Here is an 18,753-nt window from a genome sequence, read left to right on the forward strand (position 1 = left end):
GCACTGATTTTATCAAGCATTTCAAATTCAATACAGATAAAACATAGTTGTAAAATTTGAGGTTCGATTTTCCAGAACATTCTTATGCACCATTGCACGGCTATGGCAAAAGCCGGGAACGCCCCGGCCCTCTTCAGTCCTCATCCTTCACATCCGGATCTTCCGGAAGCGGCTCATTTCTCCACTCTTCCAGCTGCTTCTTCGCCTTCTCAAGCTGATCAAGATGGCCGTTGAACTGCTCCTTATTAATCAAATACGCCTTCCCGTCAAACAAATAGCGGATACGGTTCTGCTGTATCAGCGTCTCAATATAACTCTCCGGAAGCGACAAATACTCCGCCGTCTCTTCAATCGTCAAATACATACGAAATTCCTCCCTGTTGCTTGTATTATACAGGATTTCAGCAGTGATTGAAGGGCAGGCGGGAAGTGACTATCGCCGGGCGTGGAACCTGGATGGCGGGAAGCTGTGTTCGTCCGAAGCGGTCCCGGATCAGGACGGCGGGGTAAAATTGAGATTACGGGTCAACTCCAGTGATCCCGCCTAACCGGCTGCAGGGGATTCCACACGTAACGGCTGCATCCTATACGGAGTGCCGGCGATTGTCGAATACGTTCATTATTTTGCCGAATAGGGACATTATCATGTCGATTATGCTCATTATAATGTCGAATTGGTTATCTTCGTTGTCGAATAACGATTTACCGACATCTTTCCGCAAATTTCGCCCCACCCCCGCTCGGACACATCCCCCATCTGCAGGTCCCATCTATTTACAAACCCCTCCCCCCGTACTATAATAAAATCTTTCGGACGTGGTTCGGGATCCTCCCACGATAAAAAACTAAGGAGATTGAGAAAATGGGGATAAAAACGTTAACAGTCAACGGAATTTTGGCTGCTCTTTATATTGCTGTGACCGCATTGGTGGCACCGGTCGGATTTTCGTTCATCCAGTTCAGAGTGTCCGAGATACTGAACCATCTGGTCGTTTTCAATAAAAAATACATGATTGGGATTGTGCTTGGTGTGTTTATATCCAATCTGCTGTTTTCACCGATGAAGGCGTATGATCTTATTTTCGGCACCGGGCAGTCGCTGATTGCTCTGTCATTAACTGTTCTGGCAGGGATGGTGATTAAAAACATCTGGGGCCGGATGATTTTCAACACGTTGATTTTCACCTTTACGATGTGCATCATTGCCTTTGAAATTAAACTGGCGATGGATATTCCTGAGACGTTCTGGTATATGTGGGCTACTATTGCAGCAGGTGAATTTATCATTATGGCCATTGGAATGCCGGTCATTTATGCTTTGAATAAACGGCTTAAATTTAAAGACCTCGTGTAAAAAAGCTGCTTCCCCCAATTACGGGAAGCAGCTTTTTTAGATGTTCGCAATTGTCCTTACAGGACCGGTCTGTTGAAATTCCCGCTTCATCAGGCTGAGCAGATGCTTCTTGAACAAATACATCACAAAGATGTGAACGTTCGCCTGAGTGAGGCGGTACAGCAGCCAGGGCAGTGATGGTTCGTATTCATGAATGGCAATGATGCATTCCTGCGAGCCTGGGATTTGCCTGAATTCGATGCGGCCCCTGCCTTCTTCCGTTTTCTTCACAAATGTTCCGCCTGTGATATCATACACAGCCCGTGTTGTGGTGCTCCTTGCAGATGCGCAAGTCAGCTCCATGATGGGTGTTTTGCATCCCCATATGGAAAACCGGGTGACTTTTTCTTCATCTGATTCGACTTTCAGCAGCGGCTTTGCAAGGCCTGACAGCCATTTCATATAGTAGTTCCCGGCCCAGCCTGCATCCTTTCCTTCCGGCAGCAGGATGCGCTGCACGGAACGGACATCGGATACACCGGAGGAACTTTTTGATGTTTTCTTTTTCTCGTTCTCCTTTTTCTCCTGATCCAGCGCTTCGCGGGCTGCTTCTTTGAAAGGAGTCTGCCCATAACTGACCTCATCGTCCATGTTTTTGGCGATCATCGGATGCTTCAGGCTCTCGATCAGCGGATAGGCCATGGATTTCGGTGATTGCGTAATGAGACTGACCCAGAGCCTGGAGAGCGTTACCGTCATGAACGGGACGTCGAAGGTTCTCGTGCTTCTGCCCATCACCTCTGCTGTCTGCTGCATCATCTCTTTGTACGTCATCACTTCAGGTCCGCCCACATCAATGGATTTGCCGGAAAGCCGCTTGTTTCCAATGCTGTTCTTCAGGGATTGGATGACATCCTTCAGCGCAATCGGATGGGTTTTCGTTCTTGTCCATTTTGGAAGGAACATGGCCGGAAGCCGCTTTACAAGCTTCGTTAATATCGGAAAGGACGAGCCTTTCGGGCCGACAATCAGGCCGGCTCTGATCGTCGTGACAGGTGTTCCGTAGGCCCCCAGTACCTTTTCCACTTCAAGCCGGCTTTTCAAATGGCGGGAAAGTTCATCTGTATCATCCGGGATGATCCCGCTCATGTAAATGATCTGTTTTACTCCGTTTTTCTTGGCCGCTCTGGCAAAATTGTCCGCAAGAATCAGGTCCATGTCCTCAAATTTTGCCTGAGTCAGCTTTGCAGACGGCATCATGGAATGAACGAGGTATACTGCATAATCGGCTCCTTCCAGTCCTTTCTCAGCCGAACTGAGGGAATACAGATCGCAGGAACGCCATTCCACATGATCGCTGTTTTCCCGCTCATCTCCATTCCTTGAAAGGGCGATGACGTCCGAATAGCCTGTCAGTTTCTGGAGCAGGTTGTTTCCAATATAGCCGCTCGCTCCTGTGAGCGCAATCTTTTCACGCTTTTCCATTGACTCCACTCCGTTCTTAAGTGAATGCATTATTCTTTTGATTCCTTATCCAGGAGAAATCAAAACGGAACCGGGCACATTCATACATATGCTTCCAGACGGATCCCCTTTTGAACGGCCTTCATTTCCATTGCCTGAGTCACGATCCGCAGCGTTTTGATCCGGGCGAACTTTTTGTCCTCCCCCTCAATAACGTGCCATGGCGCTTCAGTTGTGCTCGTTTTTTCAAGCATGTCTTCAACAGCAGGCAGATAGTCTTCCCACTTCTCCCTGTTCCGCCAGTCCTCATCGGTGATTTTCCACTTTTTAAGCGGGTTCTTCTCCCGTTCTCTGAAGCGCTTCAGCTGCTCTTCTTTGGAGATATGGAACCAGAATTTCTGAACAATAAAGTCTTCATCTGCAAGCAATTTTTCAAAAGCGGTGATTTGCCCGTAAGCTCTGCTCCACTCATCTTCATTCGCGAAGCCCTCTACACGCTCGACTAAAACACGTCCGTACCACGAGCGGTCAAAGATGGCGATGCCGCTTTTTTTCGGCATGTGAATCCAGAAACGGTGCAGGTAATGGCGGTCCTTCTCTTCTGCTGTCGGGGCGGATACGGGCAGAACATTGAACCCCCGCGGATCAAGCCCCTCCGTTATCCTTTTTATAGCCCCGCCTTTTCCGGCAGCATCCCAGCCCTCAAAAAGGAAGACACAGCCGATTTTGTTTTCCGTAAATGCCCTCTGCAGTCCGAGCAGTTTCAGCTGCAGTGCCTTTAATTCCTCTTTATACTCTTTATCTGCTATTGACTGAGTGAGATCGATTTGCTCAAGCATGCATAACCCCTCCGCATAAACGATATAACCGTTCTTTTCCCTTCCTTTATGAAAAGAAACTCAAGGCACCCAGCACGCAGATCAGGATTCCGGCTGCCTTATTGATAAAGGGCAGCAGCGGATTCACTCTTCTTCTTAGTGCATGCACCCCGAAGGATAAAAGGGTCCACCAAAGTAAAGCCCCGGTGAAAACGCCTATAACGAGGACAGTTGCCGTTTCCGGCCCCCCGCCGAATCCAAGCCCGCTGAACATGGCAGCGAAATTAAGAATGGTGGATGGATTGCTGATCATGAGCAGAAACGTAGATGTATACATGCGGACCAGTGTGTCTCCCTGAAGCTTTGCCGCCTCGGCAGCTGGTTTCTTCCTGTATGTTTTCACCCCTAGGTATAGCAGAAATCCGGTGCCGAACAGCTTCAGGTATAACTCATACTGCAAGAGAAAGCCAGCAGCTGCGCTGAAGCCGTAAGCCGCTGCCCCCGCATAGATCAGGTTGGCCGTAACCGCTCCAAGTCCGGTAAACCAGCCGGCAGCCCTGCCTCTTGCAAGCGTCCTCTGTATACAGAGAATTCCAATCGGACCGACTGGAGCCGAAACAGAAAAACCAAGAATCATGGCTTTAAGTAAAATCATAAACCGCACCTGCCAAAAGAAGAATGCCTGTTCCAGCCAAAATTGCACCTGAAATGCGGCTGATCAGAGGAGAATGCCTCTCTGCAAGCCGATTCCTGAACCATCCGGCAGCGCTTGAGAGAATCGCCCACCAAATAGCAGAACCAGCAAATACACCGGCCACCAGCAGGAAGGAAGAAAGCCCGTTTCCAGCACTTCCAAAAGCTCCAAGCAGAGCAGTAAAGGAAAGAATGGTAAGCGGGTTTGCCATCGTCAGCAAAAATCCTGAACCGTATCCGCCCCGGGGAGGCACCGGTCCGGCACTGGCAGCTGAGGAGTGCAGGAACAGGCTCCGGCAGCCGATATAAGTCAAAAACAAAGCCCCGGCCACCTGCAGCCAGAATCCATAAGTGAGCATATAGGCAGAGATAACGGAAAGCCCCAGCGCAGCAGCTGTACCGTATACGGCATCCGCAGAAGCCGCTCCGAGTCCAGTGAGAAAACCAGCCTTTCTCCCGTATAGCAGTGTTCTCTGGATGCACAGCACCCCTATTGGCCCCACGGGTGCCGCAATGGCGAGGCCTGTTAGCATTCCTTTCAAAAATAGAATCATGGCTCCGACCGTAATGGCAGCCTGGTTGTTTCTTTTACAGAATCCATTACGATTGTTGTTTTCGTTCGCACGATACCATCCAGACTCTTCAATTCATGGCTGATAATTCTGTCGAGATCCTTCGTGCTGCGGCAGCGGATTTTCAGCAAATAATCATCTTCACCAGCGATATGGTGGCATTCCTGCACTTCATCCAGCTGCTGCACGAGTTTCAGAAAGGGGGCCCTGTGTTCCGGTCTGGCAAGGGACACTGCAACAAATGCCATCAGTCCGCAGCCCACTGCTTCTGGATCTATGACGGTGCTGAACTCTTTAATGACCCCCTGTTCCTGCAGACGGCTGACCCTTTCTGCCGCAGCAGGAGCAGAAAGGCCAATTAGGGAAGCGAGATCCGCCCACTTTATCCTGGAACGATTCATAATCGCCTCAAGTATCTTTAAATCGTAAGAATCCATTGTTAAAAACCTTCTTTTCTAAAGTATTTTATCATATTACCTTGATAATCTAATTTAATCAATAAAAAAAGCAATCCTGCTTAAGCAGAACTGCTTTTCCCATTATTTTTTTAAAGTAGAATTCATTTCAGACTCCATTTTTTTCATATAATTTCTTATACTAAACCAGATGATAAAATAGATGATGATAAAGCAGGACGCGGAAATGGCTGTTGCTGTAAATGAGAGCGGCACCCACCCTGTAAGGAATGCTACCGAAAAATAAACAGATACAGACAAAAGAAAGTGAACCGTCAGCTGCTTTAAAGGACTCCATTTCTCCACTTCAAAAATCAGCGAGGATACGCCAAAGTAGACACCGATGATCATGCTGCCAAGCATATTTTCCCACAGTACCTGAATCGGGGCAGAAAGCGCAAGCTGCAAGAGCACCGTCAGCGCTCCAAAAGTGATCAATGCGGAAATCCCAAGGCCGATCAGACTTCTTTTAACTAGTTCAACTGTCAATTTCCGAACCCTCCTATCAATTTTTCTTTCACAGATGCTGCAAAGCTCCTTGATACGTATTCCTTGTTGCCGCTGTAAAAATACACACAGAGGTTGCCATTGAATGACAGTTCAAATTTCTCGATTTGGTTCAGGTTTCCAATAACTGATTTTGAAAAACGCGTAAATTGTCTCGGTTCAAGCAAAGCCTCTACTTCATAGAGCTTCATTTTAAGTTCTACTCTCCTGTCCCCATCCGCAGCCAGAATCCTCTTTTTCTCGGAATACACATAATCGACCTGGGACGGATCCAGAAGAATGGATTGGTCATCTTTCACTCCCATCAGCCTGCCGGGTGTCCGGGCCTTCATTCTTTTGACAAGTTCCTCGAGCTCAGGGGTCCACTCTTTAGCCTTAATGGTCACCACGGTCTCTTCAATTGATTCATCCATTTCAATGGTAATCTTCATCGCATCACCGCCGTTTCTTTTCTTGCTGTCATTATGTACGAAAAAAATAGGATCTGTTTCTAAAGTAGCATAATATGGTATGTTCCGGGGATAAGCGGCTGTTTTTTGAGGCTGAAAGGAAGCGGCTGCCGAAACGTAAAGTGGATTGCCTCTTCTCCCTCCAACAAAAAAGGAAAACGCCTGGAGCGCTTCCCTTTTTCGCTTAGTTCACTCGATTGGTGTACCTTGAAATTCCGTGTCCCGGGAATTTTTCATCTCCGGACGGAAAACGGAAAGGATTGACAGCAATGCAAAAACACCTCCAATTGCTGATAATACAGCGGCACTATCGGATAACAGCCCTTGGTCTCCAAGCGTGATTGCTGCTTTGAAACCAGCAATGGTGTACGTAAACGGGAGCAAGGCGCTGATCATCTGAACGCCTTCAGGGAGCAGGATGACCGGAAGGCTGGCTCCTGTCGTTGTGATTTGCGCCACAATCAGGATGAAGGCCAGGAAGCGGCCAAAATTGCCCGCTATGGCTGCAAGGGCAAATACAATCAGTGCGAAGACAAGGCTTGAAAATACTGCAAAAACCATAAATAAGAAAGCGCTTTCAACACTGAGCTGCAGAACAGTCAGTGTAAAAATCGTGACAATCAATGCCTGAATGACCGCAAATCCGGCCAATTGGCCTAACCGGCTGAAGTACCATCTCAGCTTGGATTCTTCCGGCGTTTTTCTGAATTTAATAATAAAAGATAACAGCAAAACTCCGGTAAATAAAGCGAGCGACAGGATATAAGGTGCTGTGGAATCCCGGTAAAAATCATATTCGTTTATTTTATCCGCCGACAGCTTAACCGGTGAAGAGAACATAGAGATGTTATCATCTTCTGATTGAATGCTGCCTGTCTGCTCCGCACCGCTCGCGAGGCCTGCTGCAAGCTCACTGCTTCCTTCCTGCAGTTTAAGAGCACCGTCATCCAGCTGCGTAACGCCATCTGTCAGTTCTGTCCATCCGGTTTTGACCGAATTGTTGCCTTCGCTTACTTGAATGAGTCCAGTGTGAATCTCTCCGGCGCCGCTCGTCAGCGTTTTCCATCCGGTATTCACATCACTGTTCCCGCTCGAAATTTGTTGAGTTCCTCCGTACAGCTCGGTCACTCCTGCTTTCATTTCCTTCCATCCGGCATTGACAGTCTGGTTGCCGTCACTTACCTGTGAAGCACCGGCATTCAGTTTTGCAACAGATGAAGTCAGCTCCTCCCATGAAAGAGACAGCTTCTGATTGCCTTCAGCTATGGCTTTTGTTCCTGCCGACAGCTTGGATGCCCCTCCACTCACCTGTGACTGGCCTTCTTTCAGCTTCGTAATCCCCGCTGCCAGAGCAGCTGCTCCCTTTGAAGCGGTTTCCGTTCCCGCCGCAGCCTGGGCTGTGCCCGTTTTTAGAAGCTGTGTATTTTCGGAGAGCTGTTCATTCCCTCCAGCCACCACTTTGCTCGTTTCCAGAAGAGTGAGAAATTCACGGTCCGTTTTCAGCTGCGGGTTTTTGTCAAGGAATGCCTCCATTCCCTTAGCAAGCCCCATGGAACCCGCTGCAACTTGAGCGGCACCGGCATCCAGCTCACTCATTCCTTCGGCAGCTGCAGTGCTTCCGGCTGAGAGGGCAGTCAAGCCTTTGGATAGTTCACCGGCCCCAGTCTCCGTTTGCTTCAGGCCTTCAAGCACCTGAGCTGCTCCTTTATCGAGATTCCCAGCCCCGGTCGCTGCGTCGCCCGCTCCTGCTGAGAGCTTATTGATGTTCTCTGTACCATTTACGAGAGATTGATAGAGAAGACCTGTCCCTTCCTTCACCTGTTTGGATCCGGCGGCCAGCTGACCGATGTCATCCGACTTCTCTGAAAGGGACTGCAGCAGAGTGCCTGTGCCCTCATTGATTTGCTTTGATCCATCAGCCAGGGCCGAAATGTCTCCCTGCTTTGCTTTCAGCGAATATAGCATTTCCTTTGAACCCGCTTCTAGCTTTTTTGACCCTTCTGCCAGTTTCGTAATATCCGCTGATTTACCCGTTAGGGAAGTGAGCATCTTGCCTGTTCCGTCATGAAGCTTTCCGGTGCCTGCCAGAACCTGCCCTGATCCGTCAGCTCCAGTCTGGAATCCATCTGCTACATCCCCGAGTTGGGCAAAAAGCTTTGACGTGTAGTTTTTCGTAATCGCATCTCCGAGCTGTTCCTTGATTTTTTCAGCTGCCCCTTTTGTCATTTGAGCGGCCGTAAAGCTCAGTCCCTCGTTTTGAATATAGCGGAGCTCCGGGACCTCCGGGTTTTCCTCAAGTACTGTTGCAGCCTTCTCTGAAAAATCCTCCGGAATTTCAATCACCATATAATAGTTGTGACTGGCGAGTCCGCGCTCCGCTTCCCTGGCATCAACAAATTTCCAGCCAAGGCTTTTGTTATTTTTCAAATCTGCAATAAGATCGTCGCCTGCCCGGATCTGATCGTCACCTGATACCGCCCCTTTATCTTTATTGACAACCGCTACGGGCAGCTTGTCCATATGATCGTAGGGACCTGACCTTGAAGACAAAAGTACAGCTGAATAGACCAGCGGCACAAGCAAAATGGCTGCCAGGTTCCCATTCGCATTCCCCTTTGTCCATCTAAATATCTATTTATAAAAGTGAATAAAGACTCATTCACTGTTACTCTTTTATATACTGAATATTCAGTGATTATTCCTGCCTGTTTTATAATAGCCTTAAAAATATTTATCTGTTATGCAATAAAATAAAAAACCATAAAAAGGTCGTTTATCCTATTTTTAGTAAGGGTAAAAGAAACAAGGAATTTCAAAAAATAACCTTTAATGGGAAAGGAGTGCGTACAGCGTATGGTAAACCAGCAGCAGTATGCGGGGTTTTGGATAAGGTTCGCAGCTTATCTGATTGACTCTTTTATTTTGTCTTTTGGTATGGGTATTTTCGTATTTCTTTTTACCATGTCGATCACTCTTTTGATTGAAACCGGAAATGATGCAGCGGCCATTGGATTTATGATCATCATGTACATACTCATTACCGGACTTAGCCTGGCTTATTACATTTTAATGCCGGTAACTGTATGGCAGGGCACGATCGGGAAAAAGCTGATAGGATTGAAAATTGTGGATGCAGACGGAAATAAACTGACGATCGGCAGATCTGCCGGAAGAACCTTTTCCATGATGATTTCGGGCATGACCATGTATATCGGCTACATTATGGCCGGCTTCACAGACCGAAAGCAGGCTCTGCATGATATGATCGCCAAAACCTATGTGATTCAGAGGCAAAGCGAGTGGCAGGCGGCTCCCATTCAAGAGAACCGTCCTTTGACGTAAACAGCATGACCGGTTAGGAAAAAGATAAGCGGCAGGAGGAAAAGACAAATGAATACACGAAAATATGCAGGATTCTGGATTCGCTGCGCAGCTTTTTTGATTGATTATGCCATTCTCTCTTTAATTTTCATCATCCCGAGCATCATGATGATCGGCGGTGATCCTGCAGAGAATACAACGATGAGGTTTAGTATTTTCACTTTTGCCCTTGTACCTGCCGTCATTCTCTACTTCACGATCCTTCCCATGACGAAATGGCAGGGCACCATCGGGAAAAAGCTGCTTGGGCTGAAAATCATCAATGAGAACGGCGGACGAGTTTCACCAGGCCAGGCAATCCTCAGATACATCGGGTATGTCATCAGCAATGCCATTTTTACCGTCGGATTTATTATGGCTGCCTTTACAGACAGAAAGCGCGGCCTGCATGACATGATCGCCAAAACCTATGTAGTCAAAAGCCGCACACAGGAGTATGCACAGCCTGCTGCAGGCCAGACTTCTCTTTGAATAAAAAACCGGAGCTGAAAATTCAGCTCCGGTTTTTTTACCGTATCAGTCCATCCTTTTCCATCTGTGCAACCTGATCGTTCAGTGTAGTACGCAGGCTCCGGTAGTCCATATCCAGCTCCCTGATGCTTTTGCTGTTGTCAAAATGGGCGGTGATCCCTATATTTCTTGATACATAACGGCGGGTAAAACCGATCTTGGGTGCAAGCAGCCACATGATGAGCTTCGGAATTTCTATTTTCGGAAGCCGGAAGCGGCCGGGGGCAGCTTCACCGATTACCTTGGCCATTTGAAGAAGGGAAGCTTCCTCATTGCTGATGAGATAGCGGCCTGAAGCAGTGTTCAGAAAAGCCGCGCGCTTATGTGCTTTTGCCGCATCACGGACATCGACAATCCCATTTATCAGCTTCGGAACGCCGGTTTTGTATTTGCCTTTAACAAGATCTAATATAGTGGAAATACTTGTTGAATCTGTTCTTTTTGCAAGCGAGGGCCCGAGGATAAAGGTGGGGTTAATCGTCACAAGATCCCATCTGTCCTGCTCTCCGGCAATTCTCCATGCTTCCTTTTCAGCTGCCGTCTTGGAATAGCTGTAAGGCTGATGATCCGGTGAACTGGTCGTGTTCCAGTCTCTTTCCGTAAAAGCCGGCTTTCCTTCCATGTCCGCATTGTCTCCGAAAATGGCAACCGCACTGCTCGTCAGCACCACTCTTCTTACCGATTCGGACTTATTAACAGAAGAGAGAACGTTCCGTGTCCCCTCGAGGGCAGGCTTGATTAAATCCTTTTTTGCATCGCGGAAACCGCTGATGAAAAAGGGAGAAGCCGTATGGAATACGTATTCACTTCCGTCTGCAGCCTGATCGAAGCTTCCTTCTCTTAAGAGATTGGCTTCAAAAACGTGAAGGGTGCCTTCAGCGTTTCTCTCAGCATCCAGTAAATGCTCATAACCGGCCGTTCTGCCTTTATCACGCACGGTTATCCTTACCTCATGCCCGTCTTCCAGAAGCTCTTTCACGAGCCAGGAAGCCACATATCCGGTTCCTCCCGTGACTAGTACAATCTTTTTATTCATCATTTCTTCCTCGTTTCATGTATATGTTGAACGTTTGTTCAGTCTATAGTCGAATTGCTTCCCAGCAAGCATCTGTGACTTGTTCAATTAGTTCATCATCCGCGTGAACCGCACCTTCCGCATGCTGCTGTGCCAGTTTAGTGGCCGTGCCCAGTGTCAGCATATAGATAACAGCGTCTGGAAGAGGCTTCACGATCTGCTCCTTTTTTGCTCTGAGGAATACATCAGTAAGAGGCTTTTGCATGGCGTTTACAGTACTCTGAATCTCAGGCCGGTTGTATGGAGACTGCAGGAACTGCTCCATAAACATCATTTCCTCCTTCATCAGCACAGATACTTCAATGGTCTTTCTCACGAGAAAGCGCACCTGGTTTCTCACAGTCAGGGATTGATCCAGTCCAGCTGTAACCAGATTAATGAAATGGTGTTTCTCCCGGATATATAATTTTTCAATTAAACTCTCTTTATTGCTGAAATAATGATAAATGATTCCAGCACTTACACCTGCTCTTCCCGCTACCTTGGCCATTGATGTTCCGTGGAATCCGTACTCGGATATCAGCTGCAGCGTTGCTTTGAGGATTAATGCCTCTTTGCCATGTGACGCCTCCAAGCATGAACCGCCTCACTCTCAGTTGAATGTTCATTCAATATCCTACCCTTTCGAGGAGGATTTGTCTACTTTTGGCGAATTAAGGTAGTATTACCCATTTTATAAACAATACTTTAGAACTATTACATCTAATAAAAAAGAGCAGGGAATGCCTTTTAAGCATCCCCTTCTATTTTATTCTCATTCTGGCCGGCCATTACGAGATACGCTTTTATCATAAAATAGGAAATGCCTTCAGGAAGCAGCTCTTTTATTGGCTTCAGCCGGTCAGAGCCAGCCATTTTGACCGCTTCTTCAATTTGACTCCTGTACTCAGTAGGAACAAGCTTTTCCCTATTCATTTCCTCACCCGACTCCAGGCATTTAATCAGATGATTTTCGACAGTCATGACAGAGAGGTCCCGTTCCGCTGCAATGTCCTGAACCGGTATTCCTTCCTTGTACATTTTGAGTGTATCAAGATGGGAATTGGCTGAAGCTTTGCTGCGTGACGGTTTTTCAGCAGGCGCTGCAGCGTCCGTGGCCTGTTCATAGTCCGGATGCTGCACTTTGAATGAATGGATGGCTTCAATAAAGGCTTTTCCGTATTTATCTGCCTTATGCTGTCCGACTCCTGATACATTCAGGAAATCTGCTTCGTCCGCCGGCTGCCTGATGCACATGTCCTTTAGTGCAGTATCGGAAAAAATGACAAATGGCGGTACACTTTCCTTTTCAGCCAGCGATTTTCGGACGGCGCGGAGAGCTTCAAACAATTCATCACCGGACGCGATTTCCCTCGTTTGAACGGCTTCTTTCCGAAATAAGGTCCGGTTTCCAGTCAAAACATCCTTCCCGTTCGGGTGGACATAGATGACCGGATACGTTCCGTGCTCCACTGCAATAAGCTCCTGTGATATCAAAAATTCAATAAAGGACGTAACGTCCTTTGCGCTTCTGTTTTTCATGATTCCATAAGTAGGAAGGCTGCTGAAGCCGAAATCGAGCACTTTTTTATTTTGTGAACCGGTCAGCACTTGGGCGAGCAGAGCTTTACCATACCGTTTCTGCCCCATCCGGACGAGGCATGAAAGAACCATCTGGGCATCTTTTGTAACATCCCTGCTCTCCCTGTTATCCGTGCAATTACCGCACCGGCCGCACGGCGGTATGTCGTTTCCGCTGAAATAACGGACGATCTTCTGCTGCAGGCACCCTTCTGTATGGCAGTAATCCGTCATGAGCTGCAGCTTCTCGAGCTCCTGCGGCATCCGGAACCGGTCGCCGGACTGGTCAATCAGAAAGCGCTGAACCTGAACATCCTGCGGGGAATAAAGCAGAATGCATTCACTGTCCAGACCATCCCGCCCTGCTCTGCCGGCTTCCTGATAATAGCTCTCCATGTTTTTGGGGAGCTGGTAATGAATGACGTACCTTATGTTGCTTTTATCGATCCCCATCCCAAAGGCATTCGTGGCTACCATCACAGTGGTGCGGTCGAGCAGGAAGTCCTCCTGGCCGCTGATCCGCTCGTTATCGCTCATCCCTGCATGATATTTAGAAACGGAAATCCCGTTTTTCATCAGCCCCTCATGCAGCTGGTCGACATTTTTTCTCGTTGCCGCATAAATGATGCCCGATTCTGACGCGTTCTTTTTTAGAAATTCTTTCAGAAATCGCTGGCGGTCCTGCCCCTTAATAACGGAAAAAGACAAGTTTTCTCTGGCAAAACCTGTTATGACTGTATTGGATTCATCAATATTCAAAGAAAGGCAAATATCCTCGCGCACCTTTTCTGTGGCTGTCGCGGTCAATGCCATTACTGCCGGTTTTTGGGGCAGCCGGTCTATCATGCGGCTGATCCGCTGGTAACTCGGCCGGAAGTCATGGCCCCACTGCGAAATACAGTGAGCCTCATCTACCGCTATAAGCGGAATGGGAAGCTCCATCAGGCGGCTCATAAATTCCGGGGATTCCAGACGTTCGGGAGCAATATACAGAAGCTGGTATTTTCCCTCTTTTGCGGAGGACATCCGTTCTGCCGCTTCCGCCGCCGAAAGGGAGCTGTTGATGTATGCAGCCGGAATACCGGCCTGCAGCAAAGCATCCACCTGGTCCTTCATCAGGGAAATCAGCGGGGAAATGACAATGGCGGTTCCTTCCATTACAAGAGCGGGAATCTGATAGCATATCGATTTTCCGCCTCCCGTAGGCATTACACATAATGTGTCGTTTCCTTCAAGCACAGACTGAATAGCCCGCTCCTGCCCAGGACGGAAGGAAGAAAACCCATAGTGTTTTTCCAGCAGCTGCCGGGCTTGTTCGAGCATTGAGGTCATCCTCTCTATCACATCGCATGTTCACGAATCAAATTGTTCTCACTGAATGTTAATTATAGAGGCATTCCTGTCTTCTTGCAAAAACAGAGAATAAGGTTTTACGAGTCTGATGAATAAGGGACTTGTGCAGTGTCGGCAGTTTGAGGATTCTTTCTCATCTGTAATTCTTTGTTTTCTGCAAATATTCTGCATTTTTCAGTCCAGAGCTCTTACCGGGAAGAAGGAACTTCGCTGGATTTGTCGAATAACCTAGGAGTCTGATAGATTGCAAAAGCAGGAAATGAGGGGAAACATGGATCGTTCATTGCTTGAATCACATAAAAAAATCCTGGTTCGCTTCCTTGAAGAACAACAGTCCCACTTTTTATCCGAATGGCATAGGACGATTTTCATCCGCAAGGTAGATCCCCATAAGGAGAAAATCAAAGAAAACGGCACGCAGATGTATTCTTTGATTAAAGAAGCAGTCGGGGGTAAGCTTTCGGATGAAAGCATGAAAGCTCTTGCGCATAAAGTGGCACACGAGCGGCTTGAAGCGAATTCCAATATAGGTGATTTTGTTTATAATGTGAATGCCGGAAGAAGCCTTCTCGTCCGAAATATTTTCCATACGGATATTCCAGTCAAAGACCTGGGGTTTTTCATCAGCCATATGAATCAGCAGTTTGATGTTTTCATTTATTACGCCGTGACTCAATATACAAACCTGAAGAACAAGGTCATCAGCGAGAAAAATACATACATTCATGAAAATCATAAAGATAAGCTTGCCCTGCTCGGCCAGATGTCATCAAGCTTCGTTCACGAGTTCCGGAATCCTTTAACCTCGGTAATGGGCTTTGTGAAACTTCTGAAAAATGATCATCCTGAGCTGCAGTATCTCGACATCATCAATCATGAGCTGAACCAGCTCAATTTCCGGATCACCCAGTTCCTTCATACATCCAAAGCGGATTTTAACGGAACGGAAAAAGAAGATACCGAAATCGCAAAGCTGTTCGATGACATCCGCGAACTGACCTACCCGAGCATCGCAGAATCAGACGTTCATGTCGGCAGCTCTTTTGAAGATGGTTTGGTCATCTCCACCTACCGGGATGAATTGAAGCAGGTGCTGCTGAATTTATTTATCAATTCAATTGATGCACTCAAGCAGAAAGATAAACCGAGAAACCTGCTCGTGAAAGGCTTTCAGGAAAACGGAGAGGCATTTATTTCGATTTCCAATAACGGCCCTGCCATTCCTCCTGAAAACATCAGCACCATCTTCGAACCTTTTTTTACGACAAAAGAACTCGGCACCGGCATCGGTCTCTACGTGTGCAAAAAGATTGTTGAAAAACACGGAGGCTCTATCACCTGTTCCTCCAATGAAGAAATGACAGTATTCACCATCACTTTACCTGCCCTGTAAAAAAGAGTGTAAACCGCGAAGGGCTTACACTCCTTTTTTAATTTGGAGGGAAGCAAGCTTTCGCTCAGCATCCTCCCTCTGCATAAAGCCTTCTTTTTGAATCAGCAGTGACTCCTCCAAATTCCGCTGAAGTGCCTCCTTTTCGTCAGACAGCGCCTTCGGGGCATCCTCTGCATTCTGCTGCCTGAGCACATCAGATGCCATGCTTATCCTGTTTCTCCATAAAGGAATCGCAGTGAGCACAGAAGATTGGATCTTGCCGATCAAAAGCCGGTTCGTATGCTGGATCAGTTTGATCTGCGGAGCAGTCTGCCTCGCGATCTCCCGGCTTATTTTTAAATCATAGAGCCTGCGGTCAAGTGACTCAGCGGCCTCCTCCTCCGGGTGAAGTTCCCGAAGCTTGCGCTCGCCTGCTTCAATACAGATGTTCAGTTCCCTGTGAAAAGCCTCATTCTGCTCGTACAGATCATCCAGCATCTCAATATCGGCAAGAAGGAGGTCCTTGCTTCCGGCAAGTCTGAGGGCTGCCCGATCCAGCTGCACACTCATTTTCCGGTACCTTGAAAGAAGCTCCTGCGGAGTTTTCCCAGGCAAAAATCTTGAGAAAAAGCCGCTTCGCTTCAGCGGGTCCGCTTCATCAAGCTTATCCATAATTTCCTTCAGAACCAATCCCGTCTGTCCCCGGTCCTTCTCTTTTACATACTCCATCATTTGAGCGGAAATTTTCAGCAGACCGGACTGAGCCGGAACCCCAAATTCTGAAAGATCCTTTCTGAAAATGCTGTCCGCCATCTTTTCTACTTTCCGTTCTTCGTTCTCGTTCATTTCAAATCCTTCTTTTGATCAATGGCATGCTTTGCGGCAGTGTTCTCAAATTTGAGGCTGCTGATGTCATCCGACAGCATCTGGAAAAGATCCTCCTCCATCGTAAAGGTCAGCTCCTTCAAAGTCCGGTTCGCTTCCTTCAAAGAGGACTGAATCTCGCTGTTCTTTTTCGGCTGAAGGGACAGGAAAGCATACCGTTCCGTAATTTCCACCGCCGAGTCCAAATGATTATAAAAAAAGGATTCGGCTTTATAAAAGCGCTGCGGTTCTTTTTCAGCAAGCTTGCAGATCCTCCGCACGACTCGAAGGAGATCCACTGTCTGCTTCAAAAGGGAGACACTGCGGATTGAAAATAACGCCCGGCTCAGCCGGTTCATTTTCTGCTTCGCTTCTTTTACATTTTTCTGTATATAACGGTACTCACTTCGTGTCAGACCGCTTTTTTTCAAGAAGCGCGCATGAACAACCGCAGCCGCTGTGCCGTATGCTGCCGCCCCCCCTGCTAGAGCAATCCCTGATGAGGAAAGATAAGGCATAGACATTGGAAAAAAAGCCGTCAGCCAAACGGCCGACATCACCGGCAGCGAAACAAAAACACCCGTTGTATGTGTAATGAACCGATTCATCACTATCGACTCCTGACTTGAATTTCTTGCTAAATCATACGTTTCACACCCGTATCCGGTTTCACACTTTCTTATTGCTATCGTACACGATTTTACCGTCTTCTTCCATAGACCTGCATAAGTACCCGCACATAAGTCCGGAGGCGTAGCTTCTTTTTCAGCTATACTATAGAAAAAGGAGTGTTGAAAATGATCCAGCGGCCTGCAAAACAGGATTACCATGATTACTATGAAGCATACATACGCGAATTGCCGGAAGGAGATCTGATCGAAATTCTTGAAAACCAGCTCTCGGAATGGACGGCACTGACAAAGGACCTTTCTGAAAAACAATCGCTATTTTCATATGCACCAGGAAAATGGACCATTAAAGAAGTGATCGGCCACATCGCAGACACAGAGCGCATCATGGCCTATCGCCTGCTCTGCCTATCAAGAGGCGAACAGCGCGAATTCCCCGGTTATCCGGATGATAGCTACGTTCGCGAGGCCGAATTCAACCGGATCCCCCTCTCCCTGCTGCTGGAAAACATGACAGCAGTCCGGCGCGCCACCATTACCCTGCTGAAATCCCTGCAGCCGGACGCCTTGAACAGGAGAGGCAAAGCCAATGGCTCTGAAGTAACCGTACTTGCCCTCGCTGCCATTATAGCCGGACATGAGCTGCATCATGTCGGGGTTTTGAGGGAGCGGTATTTGGAGCAGGGCTGACAGGCTGATGTTCCGGGGTAGATTTGATTGGCAGGCTGGGGTTTGGTCGACGGGCTTGGGGTTTGGTCGACGGGCTTGGGGTTGGTTGGAAACCGATTCATAGCTGATTTGACCGATATCATAGGATTTTTGCCGCTATATTTTTAATTTTACCGATATATTTAAAATAGCGCCGATATCCTGATTCAGGAGGGCGATTGGCTCTCTTTTTGCTCCGGCTGCCGTGTCGAAACCGCCCGAAAAATAGATATAGTCTGATTATCGGAGATATATTTTTATTTTCGAAGATAAAGTCACCATTTCGGAGATAAAATCCCAATTTCGAAGATAAAATCCCAGTTTCGAAGATAAAAATTCCAGCTTGCCCGCAGGTCTGCTTACTAACACCAAAAGCACTCCGAACGGTGCTTAAATACCCTTTCCGCATACCAACTGCCGAATAAAAAAACGTCTGGATTGTACGATCCAGACGTTTTCCATTGAGATTTATTGTTTTCTCAAGATATCCGACAAGCCATCGTCGTTTCCGTATTGGAACGCCTCTATTTGCCCTTTTTCTTCTGCAGAAAAGATCACTTTTCCTTCTACATTTGCCGTTTTTTCTTCCTCGCCACTTTTCATATAACCGACGCGCGCTGCAAAGGTATAAAGATTGGAGTCGCTCTCATCTTGCTCAAATGTGACATCCTTAAAGCTTAGCTTATAACCTGAATGGTCAGCATAAGAATGGTATTGAGTGCCTCCGTACGCAGCTATGAAATTCTGTAAACCAGCCTCCGTAAAGTATGGACCGTAATTCTTTTCCAGGTATTGATCAAGTTTTTCATTTTTTTCAGGATCCTGTGTTATTTCCGTTAGCTCCTTATCCGGAGCTGTTAACTCTTGTTCAAGAACCTTTTTAATTGTTTCCTTGTTGGTTTCTTCTGGTTTTGAGCAGCCGGCAAGTAAAACTAAAGCCATACAAATCGTTATTTTTAAAAGGTCTGTCATTTTCATCGGCACACACCACCTCCGCAAAATTAAATCCA

Annotated in this window: 20 protein-coding genes and 1 riboswitch; of the genes, 5 read left to right on the plus strand and 15 right to left on the minus strand. The window is 47.4% G+C overall.

The features are described 5' to 3' along the window. Positions 1 to 133 precede the first annotated feature (133 nt). The gene (locus GKZ89_RS09535) at positions 134 to 364 is read right to left on the minus strand and encodes an excisionase family DNA-binding protein (RefSeq protein WP_155112174.1); all 231 of its coding nucleotides are present in this window, start codon (positions 362 to 364) and stop codon (positions 134 to 136) included. A gap of 446 nt (positions 365 to 810) precedes the next feature. Then, a riboswitch (PreQ1 riboswitch) is annotated at positions 811 to 855 on the plus strand. A gap of 7 nt (positions 856 to 862) precedes the next feature. Between GKZ89_RS09535 and GKZ89_RS09540 the strand changes: the two genes are divergently transcribed. After that, on the plus strand, positions 863 to 1,354 hold the full coding sequence (locus GKZ89_RS09540; RefSeq protein ID WP_155112175.1) for a QueT transporter family protein: 492 nt from the start codon (positions 863 to 865) through the stop codon (positions 1,352 to 1,354). A 36-nt stretch (positions 1,355 to 1,390) separates the two neighbouring features. On the opposite strand, the gene GKZ89_RS09545 is transcribed toward GKZ89_RS09540, so the two are convergent. The 8 genes from GKZ89_RS09545 to GKZ89_RS09580 all read right to left on the minus strand — a co-directional run bounded on the left by GKZ89_RS09545 (position 1,391) and on the right by GKZ89_RS09580 (position 8,874). Next, on the minus strand, positions 1,391 to 2,818 hold the full coding sequence (locus GKZ89_RS09545; RefSeq protein ID WP_155112176.1) for an NAD(P)H-binding protein: 1,428 nt from the start codon (positions 2,816 to 2,818) through the stop codon (positions 1,391 to 1,393). Between the two features lie 80 nt (positions 2,819 to 2,898). Beyond that, a complete protein-coding gene (locus GKZ89_RS09550; RefSeq protein ID WP_155112177.1) occupies positions 2,899 to 3,636 on the minus strand; it encodes a polyphosphate kinase 2 family protein in 738 nt (245 codons plus the stop codon). A 46-nt stretch (positions 3,637 to 3,682) separates the two neighbouring features. Next, positions 3,683 to 4,270: a LysE family translocator gene (locus GKZ89_RS09555; protein ID WP_155112178.1), complete on the minus strand. Its 588-nt coding sequence runs from the start codon at positions 4,268 to 4,270 to the stop codon at positions 3,683 to 3,685. After that, the gene (locus tag GKZ89_RS09560) at positions 4,257 to 4,841 is read right to left on the minus strand and encodes a LysE family translocator (protein ID WP_241680195.1); all 585 of its coding nucleotides are present in this window, start codon (positions 4,839 to 4,841) and stop codon (positions 4,257 to 4,259) included. The genes GKZ89_RS09555 and GKZ89_RS09560 overlap by 14 nt, the downstream gene beginning before the upstream one ends. A gap of 17 nt (positions 4,842 to 4,858) precedes the next feature. Continuing rightward, positions 4,859 to 5,317 (minus strand): Lrp/AsnC family transcriptional regulator, encoded by a 459-nt coding sequence (locus GKZ89_RS09565; protein WP_155112180.1) that lies wholly within the window; start codon positions 5,315 to 5,317, stop codon positions 4,859 to 4,861. Between the two features lie 102 nt (positions 5,318 to 5,419). Further along, positions 5,420 to 5,824, minus strand: a complete 405-nt coding sequence (locus GKZ89_RS09570; RefSeq protein ID WP_162356655.1) for a DUF3021 domain-containing protein — start codon at positions 5,822 to 5,824, stop codon at positions 5,420 to 5,422. Continuing rightward, positions 5,821 to 6,273: a LytTR family DNA-binding domain-containing protein gene (locus GKZ89_RS09575; RefSeq protein WP_155112182.1), complete on the minus strand. Its 453-nt coding sequence runs from the start codon at positions 6,271 to 6,273 to the stop codon at positions 5,821 to 5,823. The genes GKZ89_RS09570 and GKZ89_RS09575 overlap by 4 nt, the downstream gene beginning before the upstream one ends. 207 nt (positions 6,274 to 6,480) lie before the next feature. Continuing rightward, the gene (locus GKZ89_RS09580) at positions 6,481 to 8,874 is read right to left on the minus strand and encodes a YhgE/Pip family protein (RefSeq protein ID WP_277753217.1); all 2,394 of its coding nucleotides are present in this window, start codon (positions 8,872 to 8,874) and stop codon (positions 6,481 to 6,483) included. 270 nt (positions 8,875 to 9,144) lie between these two features. On the opposite strand from GKZ89_RS09580, the gene GKZ89_RS09585 reads away from it, so the two are divergent. Both GKZ89_RS09585 and GKZ89_RS09590 read left to right on the plus strand, forming a co-directional pair. Further along, positions 9,145 to 9,633, plus strand: a complete 489-nt coding sequence (locus tag GKZ89_RS09585; protein ID WP_162356660.1) for an RDD family protein — start codon at positions 9,145 to 9,147, stop codon at positions 9,631 to 9,633. Positions 9,634 to 9,681: 48 nt separating this feature from the next. Continuing rightward, positions 9,682 to 10,143: an RDD family protein gene (locus GKZ89_RS09590; protein WP_155112185.1), complete on the plus strand. Its 462-nt coding sequence runs from the start codon at positions 9,682 to 9,684 to the stop codon at positions 10,141 to 10,143. A gap of 37 nt (positions 10,144 to 10,180) precedes the next feature. Here GKZ89_RS09590 and GKZ89_RS09595 read toward each other — a convergent pair whose 3' ends face one another. The 3 genes from GKZ89_RS09595 to recQ all read right to left on the minus strand — a co-directional run bounded on the left by GKZ89_RS09595 (position 10,181) and on the right by recQ (position 14,140). Beyond that, entirely contained in the window at positions 10,181 to 11,218 is a 1,038-nt protein-coding gene (locus GKZ89_RS09595; protein WP_155112186.1) for an NAD-dependent epimerase/dehydratase family protein, read from the minus strand. A gap of 43 nt (positions 11,219 to 11,261) precedes the next feature. After that, positions 11,262 to 11,831, minus strand: coding sequence for a TetR/AcrR family transcriptional regulator (locus tag GKZ89_RS09600; protein WP_155112187.1), 570 nt, complete (start codon positions 11,829 to 11,831; stop codon positions 11,262 to 11,264). 155 nt (positions 11,832 to 11,986) lie between these two features. After that, on the minus strand, positions 11,987 to 14,140 hold the full coding sequence (gene recQ / locus GKZ89_RS09605) for a DNA helicase RecQ (RefSeq protein ID WP_155112188.1): 2,154 nt from the start codon (positions 14,138 to 14,140) through the stop codon (positions 11,987 to 11,989). A gap of 301 nt (positions 14,141 to 14,441) precedes the next feature. On the opposite strand from recQ, the gene GKZ89_RS09610 reads away from it, so the two are divergent. Then, the gene (locus GKZ89_RS09610) at positions 14,442 to 15,563 is read left to right on the plus strand and encodes a histidine kinase N-terminal domain-containing protein (protein ID WP_155112189.1); all 1,122 of its coding nucleotides are present in this window, start codon (positions 14,442 to 14,444) and stop codon (positions 15,561 to 15,563) included. Positions 15,564 to 15,587: 24 nt separating this feature from the next. On the opposite strand, the gene GKZ89_RS09615 is transcribed toward GKZ89_RS09610, so the two are convergent. Beyond that, positions 15,588 to 16,388: a toxic anion resistance protein gene (locus tag GKZ89_RS09615; RefSeq protein WP_155112190.1), complete on the minus strand. Its 801-nt coding sequence runs from the start codon at positions 16,386 to 16,388 to the stop codon at positions 15,588 to 15,590. After that, on the minus strand, positions 16,385 to 17,014 hold the full coding sequence (locus GKZ89_RS09620; protein WP_155112191.1) for a 5-bromo-4-chloroindolyl phosphate hydrolysis family protein: 630 nt from the start codon (positions 17,012 to 17,014) through the stop codon (positions 16,385 to 16,387). Before GKZ89_RS09620 ends, GKZ89_RS09615 begins: the two co-directional genes overlap by 4 nt. A 189-nt stretch (positions 17,015 to 17,203) precedes the next feature. Between GKZ89_RS09620 and GKZ89_RS09625 the strand changes: the two genes are divergently transcribed. Continuing rightward, complete coding sequence (locus GKZ89_RS09625; protein ID WP_155112192.1) at positions 17,204 to 17,725, plus strand: DinB family protein; 522 nt, start codon at positions 17,204 to 17,206, stop codon at positions 17,723 to 17,725. 486 nt (positions 17,726 to 18,211) lie between these two features. Here the strand turns inward: GKZ89_RS09625 and GKZ89_RS09630 are convergent, their stop codons facing one another. After that, a complete protein-coding gene (locus GKZ89_RS09630; RefSeq protein WP_155112193.1) occupies positions 18,212 to 18,721 on the minus strand; it encodes a hypothetical protein in 510 nt (169 codons plus the stop codon). Positions 18,722 to 18,753 lie beyond the last annotated feature (32 nt).

It is taken from the genome of Metabacillus mangrovi (assembly GCF_009711125.1).
Lineage (GTDB): Bacteria > Bacillota > Bacilli > Bacillales > Bacillaceae > Metabacillus_B > Metabacillus_B mangrovi.

What these genes read in the sequence shown, in the direction of transcription:
- GKZ89_RS09620 (WP_155112191.1), bottom strand. Translation starts at nt 17,014, where the DNA reads ATGAATCGGTTCATTACACATACAACGGGTGTTTTTGTTTCGCTGCCG.
- GKZ89_RS09555 (WP_155112178.1), bottom strand. Translation starts at nt 4,270, where the DNA reads ATGATTTTACTTAAAGCCATGATTCTTGGTTTTTCTGTTTCGGCTCCA.
- recQ (WP_155112188.1), bottom strand. Translation starts at nt 14,140, where the DNA reads ATGCTCGAACAAGCCCGGCAGCTGCTGGAAAAACACTATGGGTTTTCT.
- GKZ89_RS09575 (WP_155112182.1), bottom strand. Translation starts at nt 6,273, where the DNA reads ATGAAGATTACCATTGAAATGGATGAATCAATTGAAGAGACCGTGGTG.
- GKZ89_RS09625 (WP_155112192.1), top strand. Translation starts at nt 17,204, where the DNA reads ATGATCCAGCGGCCTGCAAAACAGGATTACCATGATTACTATGAAGCA.
- GKZ89_RS09565 (WP_155112180.1), bottom strand. Translation starts at nt 5,317, where the DNA reads ATGGATTCTTACGATTTAAAGATACTTGAGGCGATTATGAATCGTTCC.
- GKZ89_RS09590 (WP_155112185.1), top strand. Translation starts at nt 9,682, where the DNA reads ATGAATACACGAAAATATGCAGGATTCTGGATTCGCTGCGCAGCTTTT.
- GKZ89_RS09560 (WP_241680195.1), bottom strand. Translation starts at nt 4,841, where the DNA reads ATGCTAACAGGCCTCGCCATTGCGGCACCCGTGGGGCCAATAGGGGTG.
- GKZ89_RS09550 (WP_155112177.1), bottom strand. Translation starts at nt 3,636, where the DNA reads ATGCTTGAGCAAATCGATCTCACTCAGTCAATAGCAGATAAAGAGTAT.
- GKZ89_RS09535 (WP_155112174.1), bottom strand. Translation starts at nt 364, where the DNA reads ATGTATTTGACGATTGAAGAGACGGCGGAGTATTTGTCGCTTCCGGAG.
- GKZ89_RS09615 (WP_155112190.1), bottom strand. Translation starts at nt 16,388, where the DNA reads ATGAACGAGAACGAAGAACGGAAAGTAGAAAAGATGGCGGACAGCATT.
- GKZ89_RS09630 (WP_155112193.1), bottom strand. Translation starts at nt 18,721, where the DNA reads ATGAAAATGACAGACCTTTTAAAAATAACGATTTGTATGGCTTTAGTT.
- GKZ89_RS09585 (WP_162356660.1), top strand. Translation starts at nt 9,145, where the DNA reads ATGGTAAACCAGCAGCAGTATGCGGGGTTTTGGATAAGGTTCGCAGCT.
- GKZ89_RS09540 (WP_155112175.1), top strand. Translation starts at nt 863, where the DNA reads ATGGGGATAAAAACGTTAACAGTCAACGGAATTTTGGCTGCTCTTTAT.
- GKZ89_RS09595 (WP_155112186.1), bottom strand. Translation starts at nt 11,218, where the DNA reads ATGAATAAAAAGATTGTACTAGTCACGGGAGGAACCGGATATGTGGCT.
- GKZ89_RS09545 (WP_155112176.1), bottom strand. Translation starts at nt 2,818, where the DNA reads ATGGAAAAGCGTGAAAAGATTGCGCTCACAGGAGCGAGCGGCTATATT.
- GKZ89_RS09610 (WP_155112189.1), top strand. Translation starts at nt 14,442, where the DNA reads ATGGATCGTTCATTGCTTGAATCACATAAAAAAATCCTGGTTCGCTTC.